Genomic DNA, 17,403 nt, shown 5'->3' on the forward strand with positions numbered 1-17,403 from the left:
GAGGCCCGTTCGTGCCCGGGTTGCGCCCGGCGCAACCGGGGGCGAAACCGCTTCGCCCGGGTGCTCGGGGCGCGCGCCGGGCACTGGCGCGCCACCCCTGCCCCGCCCTCAACCGGTGTTGCGCAGACCTGCCGCAATACCCGCCACAGTCACCAGCAGCGCCTGTTCCAAGGGGCTGTCCAGAGCGGCTTCGCGTGCGCGCGAGCGTGCCAGCAGCTCGGCCTGCAATAGATGCAGTGGGTCCAGATAGGTGTTGCGCAGGCGGATGAATTCGAGGGTGTCAGGGCTGTGCGCCAGTAGCACCGGCTGCCCCGTGAGACCCAGCACCACCTGGCACGCCTGCGACAATAGGTCGCGCAGATGGGCACCCAAAGGTCGCAGTTGCGGTTGCACCAGACGTTCGTCGTAGAAGCGCGCGATGTCGGCGTCGGCCTTGGCCAGCACCATCTCGAGCATGTCGATGCGGGTGCGGAAGAACGGCCACTGTTCGCGCATCTCGGCCAGCAGTTCGCCCTGGCCACGGGCCAGCGCGTTGTTCAGCGCCGCCTCCCAGCCCAGCCAGGCGGGCAGCATCAGGCGCGTCTGGGTCCAGCCGAAGATCCACGGGATCGCCCGCAGGCTCTCGATGCCGCCCGCGCGCCGCTTGGCCGGGCGACTGCCCAGTGGCAGGCGGCCGAGTTCCTGTTCCGGGGTGGACTGACGGAAGTACTCGACGAACTCGGGGTTGTCGCGCACCACGCCACGGTAGGCCTTCACGCCATCGGCAGCCAGCTGGTCCATCAGTTCGCGCCAGGCCGGTTGCGGCGGCGGTGGCGGCAGCAGGGTCGCCTCCAGCACCGCAGCCAGGTACAGGTTGAGGTTCTGCTCGGCGATGTCCGGCAGGCCGAACTTGAAGCGGATCATCTCGCCCTGCTCGGTGGTACGGAAGCGCCCCGCCACCGAGCCCGGCGGCTGCGACAGGATCGCCGCATGCGCCGGGCCGCCACCACGCCCCACGGTGCCGCCGCGACCGTGGAACAGCAGCAGTTCGACCTGTTCTTCACGGCAGATGCGCACCAGGGTTTCCTGGGCACGATACTGCGCCCAGGCCGCCGCGGTGGTGCCGGCATCCTTGGCCGAATCGGAATAGCCGATCATCACCTCCTGCGGCCCGTGCAAGCTGGCGCGATAGCCCGGCAGGCCGAGCAGGCGTTCCATCACCGGGCCGGCGTTGTCCAGGTCGGCCAGGGTTTCGAACAGCGGCACCACGCGCATCGGCCGGCGCACGCCGGCTTCCTTGAGCAGCAGTTGCACGGCCAGCACGTCGGAAGCGGCGCCGGCCATCGAGATCACGTAGGAGCCCAGCGAAGCGGCAGGTGCGGCGGCCACCTCGCGGCAGGTGGCGAGCACCTCGGCGGTATCGGCCTGGGGCTTGAAGTCGCCAGGCAGCAGCGGCCGGCGGTTGCTCAGCTCCTGCTGCAGGAAACGGATACGCGCGTCTTCATCCCAGTCGGCGTAGCGCCCCAGGCCCAGGTACTCGGTGATCTCGCTGAGTGCGTCGGCGTGCCGGGCGGCGTCCTGGCGCACGTCCAGGCGCACCAGAAACAGCCCGAAGGTAACGGCCCTGCGCAGGCAGTCGAGCAGCGGGCCATCGGCGATCACGCCCATGCCGCACGCGTGCAGCGATTCGAAGCACAGCAGCAGCGGCTCGAACAGGTCGCGGTTGTCGTGCAGCACCTCGGCGGGGGCCGGCTGCGGGCTGGCCAGCGAGCTCTGGGCCCAGGCCCGCGTCACCCGCAGGCGATCACGCAGTTGCTTGAGCAGGGTGCGGTAAGGCTCGGCCGAATCACCGACCTTGGCACGCAACGCCTCGCTGGCCTGCTGCATCGAAAGTTCGGCGGCCAACGAATCGATGTCGCGCAAAAACAGGTCGGCGGCCATCCAGCGCGCCAGCAGCAATACTTCGCGGGTGACCTTGGCGGTGACATTGGGGTTGCCGTCACGGTCGCCGCCCATCCACGAGGCGAAGCGGATCGGCGCAGCCTCCAGCGGCAGGCGCAGGCCGGTGGCCTCGTGCAGCGCCTTGTCGGCCTTGCGCAGGTGATGCGGTATGGCGTGCCAGAGCGAGTGCTCGATCACCGCGAAGCCCCATTTGGCTTCGTCCACCGGTGTCGGCCGGGTACGGCGGATCTCTTCGGTGTGCCAGGCCTCGGCGATCAGCCGTTGCAGACGCTGGCGCACCTGGTCGCGTTCGGCGGGGGTCAGGTCGCGGTGGTCCTGGGCGGCCAGTTGCGCGGCGATGGCGTCGTACTTCTGGATCAGCGTACGGCGCGCGACTTCGGTCGGGTGGGCGGTCAGCACCAGTTCGATACTGAGCTTGCCCAGCTGGCGAGCCAGGGCGTCGTCGCTGTGCCCGGCGGCCTTGAGCCGGGCCAGCAGCTCGGGCAGCACGCGCGACTCGAACGGCGCGGGCTGGTCGGCATCACGACGGCGAATCAGCTGGTACTGCTCGGCGATGTTGGCCAGGTTGAGGAACTGGTTGAAGGCCCGCGCCACCGGCAGCAGTTCGTCTTCGGCAAGATCGTTCAGGGTCGAACTCAGCTGCTCGGCACTGCCGCTGCGGTCGGCCTTGGCGCTGCGACGTATGTCTTCGATCTTTTGCAGAAAGGCTTCGCCGTACTGCTCGCGCACGGTGTCGCCCAACAACTCGCCCAACAGGTGAACATCTTCTCGCAAGCGCACATCGATATCGGTCATCAGCCTTGCCTCCGCATCCTGGGAAAACAGCTCTGGGTCCAGAGTGCCCCGTCGAGGTTGGGCTTTCAAGCCGGGTGGGCGATGCAACCAAACTATGTGCGGTGGCGATGCTCTAACGAACACATCCACCTGTGGGAGGCCACCATGAAGATCCGTGATTTAGCCGAGCATTGGGAACACAGCGCCAAGGGCCCGTTGAGCGCCACCGGCCACGTCCTGCACCTGGACGTCGAAGCGGCGGCGCGCCTGGCGGCGCTGAGCGAAATGTACCCCAAGCGCCGGCCCGAAGAGTTGCTGGGCGAATTGCTCGGCGCGGCGCTGGAGGAGCTTGAGGCGAGCTTTCCGTATGTGAAGGGCCAGCAGGTGATCGCCACCGACGAGGAAGACAATCCGCTCTACGAAGACGTCGGCCCCACCCCTCGGTTTCTGGCGTTGTCACGCCGTTACCTGCGCGACATGAGTGAGCGCAAGGACGGGCCGGCGCACTAGTGATCCGCTGGCCGGCTGCGGGCTGCGCTGTGGAGCGCCACAGCCCGCAGGCCTCTGCGACGGGCCGTGCAGCCGCCTCGAGAACCCCGCATTCAAGGCCCTTTGATGGCCCGAACCACAAACCCCGTCTATACCCATACAGGCACGCGTACTACGCACGCGCTGCAAAGTTCCCCCGAAAACCTACTGACCGATCAGTCAGATAAAAACACGATAAGGCGAGACTTTTTTCTGAACTATTCAAAAAACGCTTCGGTCACAGCCAATAGCCATTACGGCAAAACCCCTAAGCTACGGGCATATCGTGTTCCCCAGGCTGACGGGCCATGCCGATGGATTGTTACGGAATTCGTTGTTCATCAGGAGTGATCCAATGGAGTTGACCACCATGAAGACCCGCACCGAAAAAACCTCCTTCACCCAACTGCGCGGGCTCAAGCTGGCTGCGCTGGCATTGGGCAGCAGCCTGGTTCTGGCCGGCTGCGCAGGCAATCCGCCAACCGAGCAGTACGCCGTAACGCAGTCAGCGGTGAACTCCGCCGTCAGCGCGGGCGGTACCGAGTTCGCGGCGGTGGAAATGAAGGCGGCTCAGGACAAGCTCAAACAAGCTGAAATCGCCATGCATGACAAGAAGTACGACGAGGCCAAGCGCCTGGCCGAACAGGCGGAATGGGACGCTCGCGTCGCCGAGCGCAAAGCCCAGGCGGCCAAGGCCGAAAAAGCGGTGCAGGACGCCAACCAGGGCGTGCAGGACCTGCGTGAGGAAGGCATGCGCAGCGTGCAGTAAGCCGCTCGCCTCACCGACCCATGCATTCGTAATCGATAAAGGATGACCCACTATGCGTAAACACGTGATGATCCCCGCCCTTCTGGCCTTGAGCGTTGGTCTGGCTGCCTGCTCCACGCCGCCTAACCCGAACCTGGAATCCGCCCGCACCAACTTCTCCGCCCTGCAGAGCAACCCGCAGGCGAGCAAGGTCGCGGCGCTGGAAACCAAGGACGCGCAAGACTGGCTGAACAAGGCCGACCAGGCCTACATGAACAAGGAAGACGAGAAGAAAGTCGACCAGCTCGCCTACCTGACCAACCAGCGCGTGGAAGTGGCCAAGCAGACCATCGCCCTGCGTGACGCCGAAAACAACCTGAAAAGCGCTGCCGCCAAACGCGCCCAGGCTCGCCTGGATGCCCGTGATGCGCAAATCAAGCAGTTGCAGAACAGCCTCAACGCCAAGCAGACCGAACGCGGCACCCTGGTGACCTTCGGCGACGTGCTGTTCGACTTCGACAAAGCCAACCTGAAAAGCAGCGCCCTGCCGAACATCACCACCCTGGCGCAGTTCCTTCAGGAAAACCCTGACCGCAAGGTGATCGTCGAGGGCTACACCGACAGCAAGGGCTCTGCCAGCTACAACCAGTCGCTGTCCGAGCGTCGCGCCAACGCGGTTCGCACCGCACTGGTACGTGCCGGCGTAGACCCATCGCGCATCGTGGCCCAGGGCTACGGCAAGGAATTCCCGGTGGCTGACAACTCCAGCAACTCGGGCCGTGCGCAGAACCGTCGCGTGGAGGTCACCATCTCCAACGACAACCAGCCGGTAGCGCCACGCTCGGTAAGCAAAGCCTACTGACAGGCTGAGCAACCCGCAGAATCCCGCCTGTTACAGGGCGGGATTTTTTTTGCCTGCCCCTTGCGCAAATAACTACCACCGCCACCTGCCGGGCATCTGGATCAATGCCACATTCCCCCTCCACCAGGACTGTGCACCATGCCCACTTCCAACACCGACGCGCAGGTGCGTCAATTCGATACCCTGTTCTCGCCGCTTGAAACCCAGGAGCAACCGGCCTGGCTGCAGCAGGCCAGCCCCGAGCAACGACGCCAGCTGCACCAGTACAAGGTACTGGGCCGACTGGCCCGACGGCGGGCAACGCAGGCATTCGCGCAGGTTCAGAGCCTGTACACCTACAACCTTCTGGACCTGTCTGCGAAGGACTTCGCCACCGTCACCGCACAGGTGTTCCATCGCGTGCAGCAGCGCAGGAGCCTGGACGAGGTCTACCTGACCTACCTGCAGGCCATGCTCCAGCGCCGTACGCTGCTTGACGCCAAGCAGGATGCCTACCTGGCGACCCTGCGCGAGGAATACAGCATTGCGCACATCCGGGGCCACCTGGGCAGGCAAGGCAGGCAGCTGCTCGAGTGGATCATCGGCGCCTATCCGGACGGTTCGGTGGAGTTCCCGCAACAGGGCCCGTACTTCGGCCCGGATGTAACGGTGTGCGCATCGCTCAGGCTGTTCGACGACCTGCTGGTGCCCGGCATCCTTCTGCTCGGCCCGCCGGTAGACGATGCCCCGTGCGTCGCGTACATGCCGGGCCACCCGCAGCACCCGCTGAAGCAGTACCCCTCGCGCACGCACTTCTTTTCCAACCTGCGCGGCGCGCTGGCGAGCACCGCCTTCCAGCAGTACTTTCTGCGCTTCATCCCCCTGCGTCACCAGCAGCGGGTGGTGAGCAGCTGGCAGGCCAGCGACGCGATGCTGGACCTGCCGATGGACACCAGCGCCTTGGACCAAGGGCTGCGCTGGTTCGTGCAGAAACACATGATCGAGCGCCTGCTCGACGATGCGCGCCTGCTGATCCCGACCACACCGCAGCAGGCCGACAGCCTGAACACCCTGTGCACCCCGTTCGCCAGCGCCCTCGAAGCGCATCTGCTGATCGGCGCCGGCGCGGGCCTGTGCTGCACCGAGGAAGACGAAGGCCAGGCACCTTCGCAGTGGGTCACACCGCTGCGTGTGATCAAGCCGGCACCCGCCGACTATCGGCGCTGGCTACCCGACCTGAGCAGTTACCGCCTTGACGCCGCCAGCTCCCCGACCGGGCAACCCGATGCCATGGGGCTCTACACCCAGGGCGCGCACAAGGCGATCATGATCAACCAGGCGTTCTACCGGGTGGAGCAGGCCCCCGAGGGCCACTGGCAGATACGCCACCCCACCGACAAGAATGCCTACTGCCCGCCTCTGTACCACAACGGTGCCGGAGCCTGGCACCATCGCCACGAGCAGCCCCAGCGCTGGGAACGCCTGTCGCTGCTGCGTCGCATGGGGCCGCTCGCGGCCGGCTTCGACGATGCGCGCCTGCTGGAGCTGGGTCGCGTCAGCGGGGCTGACAATTCAAGCCTGCGCCAGATGTACCTGCGCGACCGACCCGCGCCCGCGCTGCTGGTGCATGTGCTGCAGCGGGCACGCACTCAGGACCAGGTAGCGCGCAGCATGGCCCTGATCGCCCAGGGGCTGGCGGTACCCGAAATCGATGATGTGCCCCAGTTGCAGGCCTTCTACCGGGCCGTGGCCGTCTATCTGGGCAAGGAACCGGCATCGAGACGGACCCGTCGCAGCGGCGATTCGACCCCTACCCCCGGCGACACCGCCACCCCCTGCACCACTGGCTGCAACCCGCCGCCGGCCGACCTGTACGATGCCTGGTCACCTCGGCTCAATCGGGCGATTGCCTTGCACCGCTTCGAACTGGCACAACTGGATACCGATCATGCGGTGCTGGAGCTCCAGCAACGCTATCCGAACCTGCCACTGAGTGTCGCGCAACGACTGCTGGACGAAAACCGCCAGCGCATCTATGCCCCGCTGCAGGCGACCCCGCCGCTGCCCCTGCCTCTGGACGTGGCCGAGCAGGCGCGTGCCCTCGACCATGACGCGCGCCTGAGCAATGCCCTGGAGGGCTTTACCCAGCCGGCCTCGATCAACCAGGACACCTTCATCCTGGCCGTGCGCCTGCTCGAACACCTGGACCACTGGCCGGCCGGTACCGCGCTGCTGCTGCGCAGCGGCGCACGGTTCGGCACCCCGCTTGCAGCGCTGGGCCAGACCGATGTCGATACCACCTCGGTGTACCTGGATGAAGACGAGGGCTGGCACGCGATCAGCGCGACCCAGGTGCTGCTGGCCCAGGACACCAGCGAGTTCGGGTTCTACCGAGCATTGCTGCATGCACTGGGCGAGTCGCGCAGCGCCCGCCTGGGCTTCGGACTCAACGAGCCGCAGCGCCTGCACCAGCGCCTGATGGAAATGGCGCTGGCGCGCCCCACCCGCGCCCGCCTGCTGCTGGGCCTGCCGGTGCAAAGAAGCTGGTTGACCACCACCGCCAATGCCCCGACCCAACGCAGCCCCAGTCGTGGCGAGCAGAACATGTTCAATCGCGAACCACTGCATACCCGCCTCGAACGCCTGATCAGCCACCATCGGCTGCCCATTGCGCGCCGCTACGTCAATGCCTACATCGCCCATCTGCTCAGCCAGAACCAGCCCATCGGCGCGCACGTGACGCAGCTGGAACAGGAGCGCCTGCAACTCGATGGCAGCCTGGACCGGTGGGTCGAGCAAAGTGCCGATGCCACTGCCCGCGCCGAGCGCACAGAGGTGGCGCAGCAGCTGGTGCGGGCCTGGGAATGCCGCATTCTGCGCCGGCGGGACGAGGTTCGCATCGACAGCCAGCAGGCGTTGCCACCGTTGTCGGTGACGTTGCCGGCAGTGGTGGCGCTGAGGGTCCTGGATACACCGCGCATCGACGGCCTGGCAGCCTTCGTGCAGCGCTTTCCGAACCTGCACAGGCTGGAACTGGTCAACCTGCCCCTGACCGAGCTGCCGCAAGGTCTGGAGAACCTGCACCGGCTCAGCCACCTGAACCTGTCGCGTACCCGGCTGACACCGACCCGCCTGGCCGAACTGGGCACCCTGAGCGGCTTGCAGACCCTGATCCTGAACGACATCGACGTGCCCGACTTCAGCTGGACGGCCCAGCACATGACCCGTCTGCTGACCCGCGACTCGCTGCGCATTCTGACCCTGCAGGGCTCGAGCGCGCGCTTCGAACAGGGCGTTTTCGCCGCACTGCAGCAGGCAACGCACCTGCACACCCTGAACCTGGCGCAGAACCTCATCAGCTTGAGCGAACAGGACATCATCGATCTGGGTGGCCTGCAGCGCCTGGTCAGCCTCGACCTGTCCGCCAACCCGCTTTCACGCATGCCGGACGTGACCCGCCTGCAGGCCCTGGAAGAGCTCGACCTGTCGTACCTGGCCTCGCCCGTCGACCAGTGGCCAACGGGCCTTGAGCGACTGCCCCGGGTGCACAGCGCCGACCTGCGCGGGCTGGCCATTGCCAGCGTGCCCGAAGGGGCCGGCCTTGTACGCGGCCTGCGCATGGCATACGAGTACCTGCCCGAATCACAGCGCCAGCGGTTCGAGGACGACATGATCGCCACGGGCAACACGCTGCAGGACTCCGATGCATCCAGCGCCGGGAGCTCCGACTCGCAGGGCTCCACCGACGTCGAACCGGCCTCGGTGCGCCACGCCACGGCACTGCGCGACGCACCGCGCCTGTTCGAAGGCATGTCCGCTGACGATCAGGCACGGGCCCGGCAATTGCTCGAAGACAACGGCTCGGCGGTGATCGAGTTCTTCGCCTTGCTGCTGCGCCAGGACCGTCTGCACGCCTTGCCGCCAAGGCACACGGCAATGCGCACGCGAATCCAGGCATTGATCCGGGGGGCTTTCGGCCAGGACCTGCGCAGAACCCTGTATGAGGTGGCACTCGAGGCGGTGAGTTGCATCGACCGCGATGCGGTGGTGTTCTCGCAACTGGAAAACCTGCTGCACGCCGACCTGGCGCTGGCCAGCGTGGGCGATGCTGCAGCCGAGGGCGAACTGATCGACATGGCGATCAGCCATTGGCGCGCACTGCGCCTGCGCGAGCATGTCAGCGCCAACCTGCCGGGCTGGCGCCGCCTGGGGCACCAGATCGACTACAGCGAAATCGAACTGCACTTCAGGATCGCGTTGACCACGCGCCTGGGGCTGCGCGACCAGCCGGCCACCCAGGCCTTCACCGGCTACACCCGCTGGGTTACCCCGGCAATGCTCGATGAAGCCTGCGAGGCCGTGTTGCGCTCCCAGATGAGCCAGTTGCCCGACTACCTCTATGGGCAGGCCTACTGGCAGCGCTACCTGGATTTTGCCGCGTCACCGCAACTGGAGCAGGTCAACCGCTGGCGGGATCGAATCAGCGAATACCTGGACGCCGTCAGCAACGAAGAACTGCCGCCGCCCTTGAGCGAGGATGAACAGGCGCGCCTGCGCGACATCCTGCACCTGAGTGGTCGGCTGGGCCTGCATGAAGCGCTGCCGGACATGCTGTCGCTCAACAGCAGCGAATACCGCGCGGCCTACCAGGCCTTGATGAAACGGGTCGAACAGGCCCGCATGGAACTGACCAGGACCATTCTGCGCGAGCCGCGCCCGGGCCCTTCGTCACGTAGCTGACGCGTGCCCGGTACGCCGCAGGTGTTCACGCGGCGTACCGGGAACCGCTTACTGCTGGACCTGCTGGGGCGTCTCCTGCCCCATGCAGCGCACCGCCTGCTTGCGGTTGTCCACCAGCACGCCGGTCAGGCCCTTCTGTTCGGTGTCGAACAGCACCAGCACGCCATCGATGCACTGCGCCACCTGCGCCGCCGGCTTGAGCGAGATCTTGTAGTCCTCCCCCGGCACCGTCTTGAGCATGGTGTAGTCGGCCAGCAACAGTGCATCCTGGGGCTTGGCGAAATGCAGGTAGCCGTAGTACCAGAGCACGCCCACCGTACCGATGATGCTGCAGATACCGGTAATGATCAGCGGGATGGCGTTGCGTTCTTCACTCATTGCGACTTCTCGTCAGGGTAATTGGGGACTTCGGCCAGGCGCCGCAGCCCGTTGAAATGCTCGGGGTCATCCAGAAAGCGCAGCATCACCTGGCGCCAGGTCTTGTCGGCGAAGGTCTGCACATGCCCGCCACGGGTCAGTTGCAGAACCCGCGGTGGCGGCGCGGCGCGGTACAGCGCCAGGCCGTTGGCCAACGGCACGATCGGGTCGTCGATGCTGTGGAAGAACAGCTTGGGCGGCGAGCTCAGCTGGTCGATCGACCCGATGGCGCTGTCGCCATCGGGTACCAGCCACGACAACGGCACCTGGAACGGCCAGGTCAGCCAGGAAGTGCTCAGGGCAAACTGGCCCACCTTGCGGTAGCTGGCCGGCACCCCGTCGAACACCAGGGCCTTGAAGCGCTGGCGCTGCTCGGGATGCTGCGCCAGGTAGTGAATGCCCATCGCCCCGCCCAGGCTCTGCCCCAGCAGCACCAGCGGCTTGCCCTGCACTTCGGGAGCCTGCTGCAACCAGTCCAGCGCCGCGGCGATGTCCTGGTACACCGCCGGCAGGGTCGGTTCGCCCTGGGACACCCCGTACCCCCGGTAGTCCACCAGCAGCACCTGGTAGCCCTGCTCGGGCAGCCACCAGCTGGCGCCCAGATGCCAGGCCAGGTTACCGCCATTGCCATGCAGGTGCAGTACCGTGCCCTTGACCGGCACCCCGGCCTTGGCCGGCAACCACCAGCCGTGCAGGCGCGTGCCGTCCTCGGTGGTCAGGCTCACGTCGCGGTAGGCCAGCCCGGCCTTCTCGGGCGTGAACGGCAGGCCACGCTCGGGGTAGAACAACAGCGAACTGCAGCCGGCCAGGCTCAGCAGCGCGGCCAGCAGCCCGACCCGCCAGTGCTCAGAGAATGTTCGAATAATCGGCTTCAATCCGGTCCAGGCTCAGATGGTTGAGGAAGTTGGAAAAACACATCCAGGCCGACAGCGCGTTCAGGTCGCGGAACTGCTCGGGCAGGTACTTGGGTGGCTCCACCAGGCCTTCATCGACCAGTTGGCGCAGGGTGCGCATGTCTTCCAGGGTGGTCTTGCCGCAGAACAGCAACGGAATCTGCTCCAGCTTGCCCTTGCGCACGGCCAACTGAATGTAGTTGTAAACCATGATGAAGCCCTTGAGGTAGGACAAGTCCTTGGTGAATGGCAGGCCATTGGGCACCGAGCCGCGGAACACGCGGCTGGCATTGCCATAGCTTTCGGCCATTTCAAACCCCTGGGCACGGAAGAACTCGTACACCTGCATGAAGTCCGCCCCCTCCTCGACCATGTGGATGGCGCGGGTGCGGTTGGTGAGCTTGCGCAGGCGGCTGGGGTAGGAGGCAAAGGCGATCACTTCCATCAGGATCGCCAGGCCTTCCTGGGTCACCGTCGACGAGGGCGGGCCCTTGGCCAGGAAGGTGCAGATCGGCTGGTTGAGGCCGTTGAGCGTGGTGCCCACGTGCACCAGCCCTTCATGCACCTCCAGCGCGCGCACGTCGCGGCTGTTGAACATCGCGTCGCTGCGGATCTTGATGTAGTCGGCGCCCGCCGCCGCGTCGGCGACGATACCGTCGGACTCGAACACGCGGATGGTTTCCTCGGCCTCGCCGAACACCTTGTTCAGGCGGCCCTGGAGCAGCTCCACGGCCTGCTTGGCGGTGAGGTCCTTGGGTTCGTCCTTGAGGTCGCCGCGCCCGTCGATGTTGTTCAGGTAGTCCGAGAGCATCAGGCCCAGGTCGGCCAGGGTCGGGTCGCCGGCATGGAAGGCGTCGGAGGCGGCGCCGTAAAGCTCCTGGGAAATCAGGCCGAAGTCTTCGGTGCCGCGCGCCTCGAGCATGCGCACCACCATGCGGTATTCCTTGCACATGCGCCGCATGATCTGCCCGACCGGGTTGAACTGGCCGAGCTGGCGGGTGATGTCGCGCTCGATGTTCTGGAACTCGAGCTTCACCGCGCTGGAGTCGAACGACAAGGGCCTGCCCTGGTAGTAGGCGCGGTCCACGGCCGGCATTTCCCGGCCCTTGGCCTTGAGGAAACCCTGGCGAATGCTGTCGTCCCATTTCACCGCATCGAGTACGCGAATGGGGGTTTGCGCCAGGACAATGCGATCAGACAGGGTGCGTATCGTCTGCTGGTACTCGTCCACCCGAAACTCCTTGTGTTGGCCAGCCTACTTGCCGGCCCGCTGAAAACGTGCGACTTCGATGAACAGGTCGGAGTTGGCCGGGTCGTCCAGGTAGGCCAGCACCCGCGCCGCCGGGCTGTCGATGAGCACGCCCTGGCCGTTTTCCTCCGGTACCTCGATGGCGCGACCGCTCAGTTCCTTGTTCTTCAGGGCCTGGTTGATCTGCTCGACATCCAGGTTGTAGATCACCAGTTGCTTGTTGTCGATCACCTCGAACCCGCCGATCAGGAAGTTGCCCCCCAGGCGCTTGGGCACGGCGGCCGAGAGGTACCAGCGGTTGCCATGGCGGGCCACGGTGAAGGCGTAGGTTTCAGGCTTCTTGCCCTTGGCGGTGGCCACCGCCTTGTAGGCGTTGTCGCCCCTGCGGCTGATCTGCAACGTCAGCGGCTCGCCCCAGGCGTCCTTGCTGGTCCATTTGCCGAGCAGGGCCTTGGGCGCCGGCTGGTTGGTCGGGATCGGCTCGTTGAACGTCACCAGGCAACCACTCAACAGCACAAACGACAGGGCCAACAGCACACGCCAGGCTTTCATCCGATACTCCTTGAATTAGGTAGAGCCTCAGGCCGATGCCAGCACCAGATGCAGGTATCGGGTAAGGATAGCGAGCATCTGCGCTTCGGCCTGGGGTTGTGCAGCATCGAGCAGGCCCTGATATTCCATCTGCTCGATGATGGCCGTCAACACTATGGCATCTTGCTGTGGCTGGCGCGAACCCACCACCTGCAACAGCTGGCAGGTGCCGCGCAGCAGGATCTGCGCATGCAGGCGCACCAGTTCGGCCAGCCGCGGGCACAGCAGCGCTTCCTGGCGAAACGCCTGCTCGGCCATCAGGAAGTCGCGGCGGTTGTGCAACTGGCGCTGCACGTACTCGGCGCCCATCTTCGCCACTTCGTCGGCCAGCTGCGCGCGGGCGCCGGGGCTGCCGTCGCCCTTGGCGATCAGCTGGCGCAACAACACCTCGGTGTTTTCCCACAGCTTGGCCATGTAGGCCGCGCTGCGTTCGACATACTGGGCGAAGGTGTCGGTGAGCAGGTCTTCGATGTCCTTGAAATAGTAGGTGGTGGCCGACAGCGGCACACCGGCCTCGGCGGCCACCGCACGGTGGCGCACGCCGCGCACGCCATCACGCACGATGATGCGCATGGCCGCGTCGAGGATCTGCTGACGGCGCTGCTCGCTGCCCTGGCGGCTGGCCTTGCGCCCCTGGTACTGAACACTTTCGGCTACCGCTGTGGCCACGCCAGCAGCACCTTGTTGAGCCATTGCAGTCGTCACTGGGGTCTACCTCGTTGAATGCTGACTGATCGATCAGCTTGTCGCAGACATGAAAAAGCCGCCCCTAGAGGCGGCTTGTTCAAGACACTCAGGCCTGCGGGCGCATGTGCGGGAACAGGATCACGTCGCGGATCGACGGCGAGTTGGTCAGCAGCATCACCAGGCGGTCGATACCGATGCCCTCACCGGCAGTGGGCGGCATGCCGTACTCCAGGGCGCGCACGAAGTCGGCATCGTAGTGCATGGCCTCGTCGTCGCCGGCGTCCTTGTCGGCCACCTGGGCCATGAAGCGCTCGGCCTGGTCCTCGGCATCGTTGAGCTCGGAGTAGGCGTTGGCGATCTCGCGGCCGCCGATGAACAGTTCGAAGCGGTCGGTGACGTTCGGGTTCTGGTCATTGCGACGGGCCAGCGGCGACACTTCGAACGGGTACTGGGTGATGAAGTGCGGCTGCTCCAGCTTGTGCTCGACCAGCTCTTCGAAAATCATCACCTGCAGCTTGCCCAGGCCTTCGAAGCCCAGCACCTTGGCGCCGGCCTGCTTGGCGATGGCGCGGGCCTTGTCGATGTCGTTGAGGTCGTCGGCGGTCAGCTCGGGGTTGTACTTGAGGATCGAGTCGAACACCGACAGGCGCACGAACGGCTCGCCGAAGTGGAACACCTTGTCGCCGTACGGCACGTCGGTGCTGCCCAGCACCAGCTGCGCCAGCTCGCGGAACAGCTCTTCGGTGAGGTCCATGTTGTCTTCGTAGTCGGCGTAGGCCTGGTAGAACTCGAGCATGGTGAACTCGGGGTTGTGCCGGGTCGAGACGCCTTCGTTACGGAAGTTGCGGTTGATCTCGAAGACCTTCTCGAAACCACCGACCACCAGACGCTTGAGGTACAGCTCCGGCGCGATGCGCAGGAACATCGGCATGTCCAGCGCGTTGTGGTGGGTTTCGAACGGCTTGGCCGCAGCGCCACCGGGGATGGTCTGCAGCATCGGCGTTTCCACTTCCAGGAAGTCGCGCTGGATGAGGAAGTTGCGAATATGGTTGATGACCTGCGAGCGCACACGGAAGGTGTGGCGGGTTTCCTCGTTGACCATCAGGTCGACGTAGCGCTGGCGATAGCGCTGCTCGGTGTCGGTCAGGCCGTGGTGCTTGTCCGGCAGTGGGCGCAGCGACTTGGTCAGCAGGCGCACGTTGGTCATCTCGACGTACAGGTCGCCCTTGCCCGAACGGGCCAGGGTGCCTTCGGCGCTGATGATGTCGCCCAGGTCCCAGGTCTTGACCGCTGCCAGGGTTTCCTCGGGCAGGGTCTTGCGGTTGACGTAGACCTGGATGCGCCCGGTCATGTCCTGGATCACCATGAACGAGCCACGGTTGAGCATGATGCGACCGGCAACCTTGACCGGGATCGCTGCAGCTTCCAGCTCTTCCTTGGTCTTGTCGACATACTGTTTCTGCAGGTCGTTGCAGTAGCTGTCACGGCGGAAGTCGTTGGGGAAGGCGTTGCCCTTGGCGCGCTCTGCGGCAAGCTTTTCCTTGCGCAGGGCAATCAGGGTGTTTTCTTCCTGTTGCAGGTCTTGCGGGTCGAGTTTGAGGTCGCTCATGTGGTCACATTTTCCATCAGGGGTTCATTGCCCCCGCCCGCAGGCGAGGGTCTTGTAGCGGGTCGCGAAACTTACAGCCCCTGCTTGAGGCTGGCTTCCAGGTACTCGTCGATATCGCCGTCGAGCACCTTGTCGCAGTCGCTGCGTTCGACGTTGGTGCGCAGATCCTTGATCCGCGAGGCGTCGAGCACGTACGAACGGATCTGGTGACCCCAGCCGATGTCCGACTTGCTGTCTTCCAGGGCCTGCGACGCGGCGTTGCGCTTCTGCATCTCCAGCTCGTACAACTTGGCCCGCAGCATCTTCATGGCGGTGTCCTTGTTGGCGTGCTGGGAACGTTCGTTCTGGCAGCTGACCACGGTGTTGGTCGGCACGTGGGTGATACGCACCGCCGAGTCGGTGGTGTTCACGTGCTGGCCGCCGGCACCCGAGGAGCGGTAGGTGTCGATACGCAGGTCGGACGGGTTGATCTCGATTTCGACCTTGTCGTCGATCTCGGGGGACACGAACACCGCCGAGAACGAAGTATGGCGGCGTGCGCCGGAGTCGAACGGGCTCTTGCGCACCAGACGGTGCACACCGATCTCGGTGCGCAGCCAGCCAAAGGCGTACTCGCCCTTGATGTGCACGGTGGCGCCCTTGATGCCGGCCACATCGCCTTCGGACAGTTCCATGATGGTGGCGTCGAAACCACGCTTGGACGCCCAGCGCAGGTACATGCGCAGCAGGATGTTGGCCCAGTCCTGGGCCTCGGTGCCGCCGGAACCGGCCTGGATGTCCAGGTAGGCGTTGTTCATGTCCATCTCGCCGCTGAACATGCGACGGAATTCGAGCTGGGCCAGGGAGTCTTCCAGGCCCTGGAGCACTTCGACGACGTCATTGACGGCGCCTTCGTCGTTCTCCTCGACAGCCATGTCGAGCAGCTCGCGGGCGTCGACCAGGCCGCCGGACAGTTCGTCCAGGGTGTCGACGATCTGCGCCAGCATGGCGCGTTCGCGGCCCAGTTCCTGGGCGTACTCGGGCTTGTTCCAGACGTTCGGGTCTTCGAGCTCGCGGTTGACTTCGATCAGGCGGTCATGCTTGTGATCGTAGTCAAAGATACCCCCGAATGGATTCGGAGCGCTCGGTCAGGTCCTTGATGGTGTTCAGGATCGGTTGGATTTCCATGGGCGGGCAGCTCTCGTGCGTATTCTGTGAAAAGCCGGAGAGTATAAACGAGTCTGCAGGTGCGCGGCAGCCCGTCGGGCGGCCTTTGGAGAAGCCGGCGCCTGATCGCGGATCAGCCGCCCCCACAAGGGCGGCACGATGCCCGTGGGAGCGGGCTTGGCCCGCGATGGCGGTCTGTCAGGCCACCCCGACCTGATTGCGCCCGCCATTCTTGGCCTGGTACAGGCCCTTGTCCGCCGCCGAGATCAACTGTCGGCAATGGCTGCCGACTGCCGGCGTGTGGGTGGCCAGGCCGATGCTGATGGTCAGCACGCTGCCCGCCTGCGGCATGTTGTGCGAGATGGCCAGGCCCACCACGGTCTGGCGCAGCTTCTCGGCCACCAGCCGCGCCCCGCCCGGCGAAGTGTTGGGCAGCACCAGGGCGAATTCCTCGCCACCGTAGCGTGCCGGCAGGTCGCTGGGGCGGCTGCACGAGGCACGAATCGCCTCGGCCACCTGGCGCAGCGCCTCGTCCCCGGCCAGGTGGCCGAACGAGTCGTTGAAGGCCTTGAAATAGTCGACGTCGATCATCAGCAACGACAGCTGCGACTGGTCACGCATGGCCCGGCGCCATTCCAGTTCCAGGTACTCGTCGAAATGCCGGCGGTTGGACAGCCCCGTCAGGCCGTCGGAGTTCATCAGCCGCTGCAGCACCAGGTTGGTGTCCAGCAACTGCTGCTGGCTGACCCGCAGCGCCCGGTAGGCTTCGTCACGCTGCAGCAGGGTGAGGTAGGAGCGCGAGTGGTACAGGATGCGCGCGACCAGCTCGATGTTGTCGGGCAGCTTGACCAGGTAGTCGTTGGCCCCGGCGGCGAACGCGGCGCTCTTGACCAGCGCGTCTTCCTTGGACGACAGCACGATGATCGGGATGTCCTGGGTGGCCGGGTTGCTGCGGTACTCGCGCACCAGGCTCAGGCCATCGAGGCCGGGCATGACCAGGTCCTGCAGGATCACCGTGGGCTTGATCCGGATCGCCTGCGCAACTGCCTGATGCGGGTCGGCGCAGAAGTGAAAGTCGATGTTGGCCTCGTTGGCCAGGCCGCGACGCACGGCTTCGCCGATCATCGCCTGGTCGTCGACCAGCAGCACCATCGCCGAGTTTTCATTGGTGGTCGGGAACCCCACGAGCGGTAGATCATTCATGCGCGCCCTGCTCCCTGGCGAACGACCGGTTTGGTT

At 65.4% G+C, this 17,403-nt stretch carries 13 protein-coding genes; 4 read left to right on the plus strand and 9 right to left on the minus strand.

The window, feature by feature from the left end; all coding sequences use genetic code 11:
- Window positions 1-108: 108 nt before the first annotated feature.
- Window positions 109-2,736: a phosphoenolpyruvate carboxylase gene (gene ppc, locus ACPRTJ_RS04285; protein ID WP_043863223.1), complete on the minus strand. Its 2,628-nt coding sequence runs from the start codon at window positions 2,734-2,736 to the stop codon at window positions 109-111.
- 144 nt (window positions 2,737-2,880) lie between these two features.
- On the opposite strand from ppc, the gene ACPRTJ_RS04290 reads away from it, so the two are divergent.
- The 4 genes from ACPRTJ_RS04290 to ACPRTJ_RS04305 all read left to right on the plus strand — a co-directional run bounded on the left by ACPRTJ_RS04290 (window position 2,881) and on the right by ACPRTJ_RS04305 (window position 9,572).
- The gene (locus ACPRTJ_RS04290; RefSeq protein ID WP_043863222.1) at window positions 2,881-3,225 is read left to right on the plus strand and encodes a hypothetical protein; all 345 of its coding nucleotides are present in this window, start codon (window positions 2,881-2,883) and stop codon (window positions 3,223-3,225) included.
- A 373-nt stretch (window positions 3,226-3,598) separates the two neighbouring features.
- Window positions 3,599-4,012: a DUF4398 domain-containing protein gene (locus ACPRTJ_RS04295; protein WP_043863221.1), complete on the plus strand. Its 414-nt coding sequence runs from the start codon at window positions 3,599-3,601 to the stop codon at window positions 4,010-4,012.
- A 52-nt stretch (window positions 4,013-4,064) separates the two neighbouring features.
- Window positions 4,065-4,853: an OmpA family protein gene (locus ACPRTJ_RS04300; protein WP_043863220.1), complete on the plus strand. Its 789-nt coding sequence runs from the start codon at window positions 4,065-4,067 to the stop codon at window positions 4,851-4,853.
- A gap of 138 nt (window positions 4,854-4,991) precedes the next feature.
- Window positions 4,992-9,572, plus strand: coding sequence for an NEL-type E3 ubiquitin ligase domain-containing protein (locus ACPRTJ_RS04305; RefSeq protein WP_426428197.1), 4,581 nt, complete (start codon window positions 4,992-4,994; stop codon window positions 9,570-9,572).
- 48 nt (window positions 9,573-9,620) lie between these two features.
- On the opposite strand, the gene ACPRTJ_RS04310 is transcribed toward ACPRTJ_RS04305, so the two are convergent.
- The 8 genes from ACPRTJ_RS04310 to ACPRTJ_RS04345 all read right to left on the minus strand — a co-directional run bounded on the left by ACPRTJ_RS04310 (window position 9,621) and on the right by ACPRTJ_RS04345 (window position 17,367).
- Window positions 9,621-9,950: a hypothetical protein gene (locus tag ACPRTJ_RS04310; protein ID WP_043863218.1), complete on the minus strand. Its 330-nt coding sequence runs from the start codon at window positions 9,948-9,950 to the stop codon at window positions 9,621-9,623.
- Window positions 9,947-10,864: an alpha/beta hydrolase gene (locus ACPRTJ_RS04315; protein WP_043863217.1), complete on the minus strand. Its 918-nt coding sequence runs from the start codon at window positions 10,862-10,864 to the stop codon at window positions 9,947-9,949. The genes ACPRTJ_RS04310 and ACPRTJ_RS04315 overlap by 4 nt, the downstream gene beginning before the upstream one ends.
- Window positions 10,836-12,113 carry a flavohemoglobin expression-modulating QEGLA motif protein gene (locus ACPRTJ_RS04320; protein ID WP_043863216.1) on the minus strand — a complete coding sequence of 426 codons (1,278 nt, stop codon included), beginning with the start codon at window positions 12,111-12,113 and terminating at the stop codon, window positions 10,836-10,838. Before ACPRTJ_RS04320 ends, ACPRTJ_RS04315 begins: the two co-directional genes overlap by 29 nt.
- Before the next feature lie 24 nt (window positions 12,114-12,137).
- Window positions 12,138-12,683 (minus strand): hypothetical protein, encoded by a 546-nt coding sequence (locus ACPRTJ_RS04325; protein WP_253086890.1) that lies wholly within the window; start codon window positions 12,681-12,683, stop codon window positions 12,138-12,140.
- A gap of 27 nt (window positions 12,684-12,710) precedes the next feature.
- The gene (locus ACPRTJ_RS04330) at window positions 12,711-13,415 is read right to left on the minus strand and encodes a TetR/AcrR family transcriptional regulator (protein ID WP_043863214.1); all 705 of its coding nucleotides are present in this window, start codon (window positions 13,413-13,415) and stop codon (window positions 12,711-12,713) included.
- Between the two features lie 100 nt (window positions 13,416-13,515).
- A complete protein-coding gene (gene lysS / locus ACPRTJ_RS04335) occupies window positions 13,516-15,018 on the minus strand; it encodes a lysine--tRNA ligase (protein WP_043863213.1) in 1,503 nt (500 codons plus the stop codon).
- A 71-nt stretch (window positions 15,019-15,089) separates the two neighbouring features.
- Window positions 15,090-16,185 (minus strand): peptide chain release factor 2 gene (gene prfB / locus ACPRTJ_RS04340; RefSeq protein ID WP_100633065.1). Its coding sequence is split into 2 segments (ribosomal slippage): window positions 15,090-16,112 and window positions 16,114-16,185, totalling 1,095 coding nucleotides; the frame shifts between segments, so codons are not numbered across the junction.
- 177 nt (window positions 16,186-16,362) lie between these two features.
- Window positions 16,363-17,367 (minus strand): response regulator, encoded by a 1,005-nt coding sequence (locus tag ACPRTJ_RS04345; RefSeq protein ID WP_196932096.1) that lies wholly within the window; start codon window positions 17,365-17,367, stop codon window positions 16,363-16,365.
- Window positions 17,368-17,403 lie beyond the last annotated feature (36 nt).

Source organism: Pseudomonas palmensis (genome assembly GCF_049942755.1).
GTDB lineage: Bacteria > Pseudomonadota > Gammaproteobacteria > Pseudomonadales > Pseudomonadaceae > Aquipseudomonas > Aquipseudomonas palmensis.

Bases quoted from the DNA above. Each gene is read 5' to 3' on its own strand.
- ACPRTJ_RS04305 (WP_426428197.1), top strand. From the start codon at position 4,992: ATGCCCACTTCCAACACCGACGCGCAGGTGCGTCAATTCGATACCCTG.
- ACPRTJ_RS04310 (WP_043863218.1), bottom strand. From the start codon at position 9,950: ATGAGTGAAGAACGCAACGCCATCCCGCTGATCATTACCGGTATCTGC.
- ACPRTJ_RS04300 (WP_043863220.1), top strand. From the start codon at position 4,065: ATGCGTAAACACGTGATGATCCCCGCCCTTCTGGCCTTGAGCGTTGGT.
- ACPRTJ_RS04290 (WP_043863222.1), top strand. From the start codon at position 2,881: ATGAAGATCCGTGATTTAGCCGAGCATTGGGAACACAGCGCCAAGGGC.
- lysS (WP_043863213.1), bottom strand. From the start codon at position 15,018: ATGAGCGACCTCAAACTCGACCCGCAAGACCTGCAACAGGAAGAAAAC.
- ACPRTJ_RS04345 (WP_196932096.1), bottom strand. From the start codon at position 17,367: ATGAATGATCTACCGCTCGTGGGGTTCCCGACCACCAATGAAAACTCG.
- ACPRTJ_RS04295 (WP_043863221.1), top strand. From the start codon at position 3,599: ATGGAGTTGACCACCATGAAGACCCGCACCGAAAAAACCTCCTTCACC.
- ppc (WP_043863223.1), bottom strand. From the start codon at position 2,736: ATGACCGATATCGATGTGCGCTTGCGAGAAGATGTTCACCTGTTGGGC.
- ACPRTJ_RS04325 (WP_253086890.1), bottom strand. From the start codon at position 12,683: ATGAAAGCCTGGCGTGTGCTGTTGGCCCTGTCGTTTGTGCTGTTGAGT.
- ACPRTJ_RS04330 (WP_043863214.1), bottom strand. From the start codon at position 13,415: ATGGCTCAACAAGGTGCTGCTGGCGTGGCCACAGCGGTAGCCGAAAGT.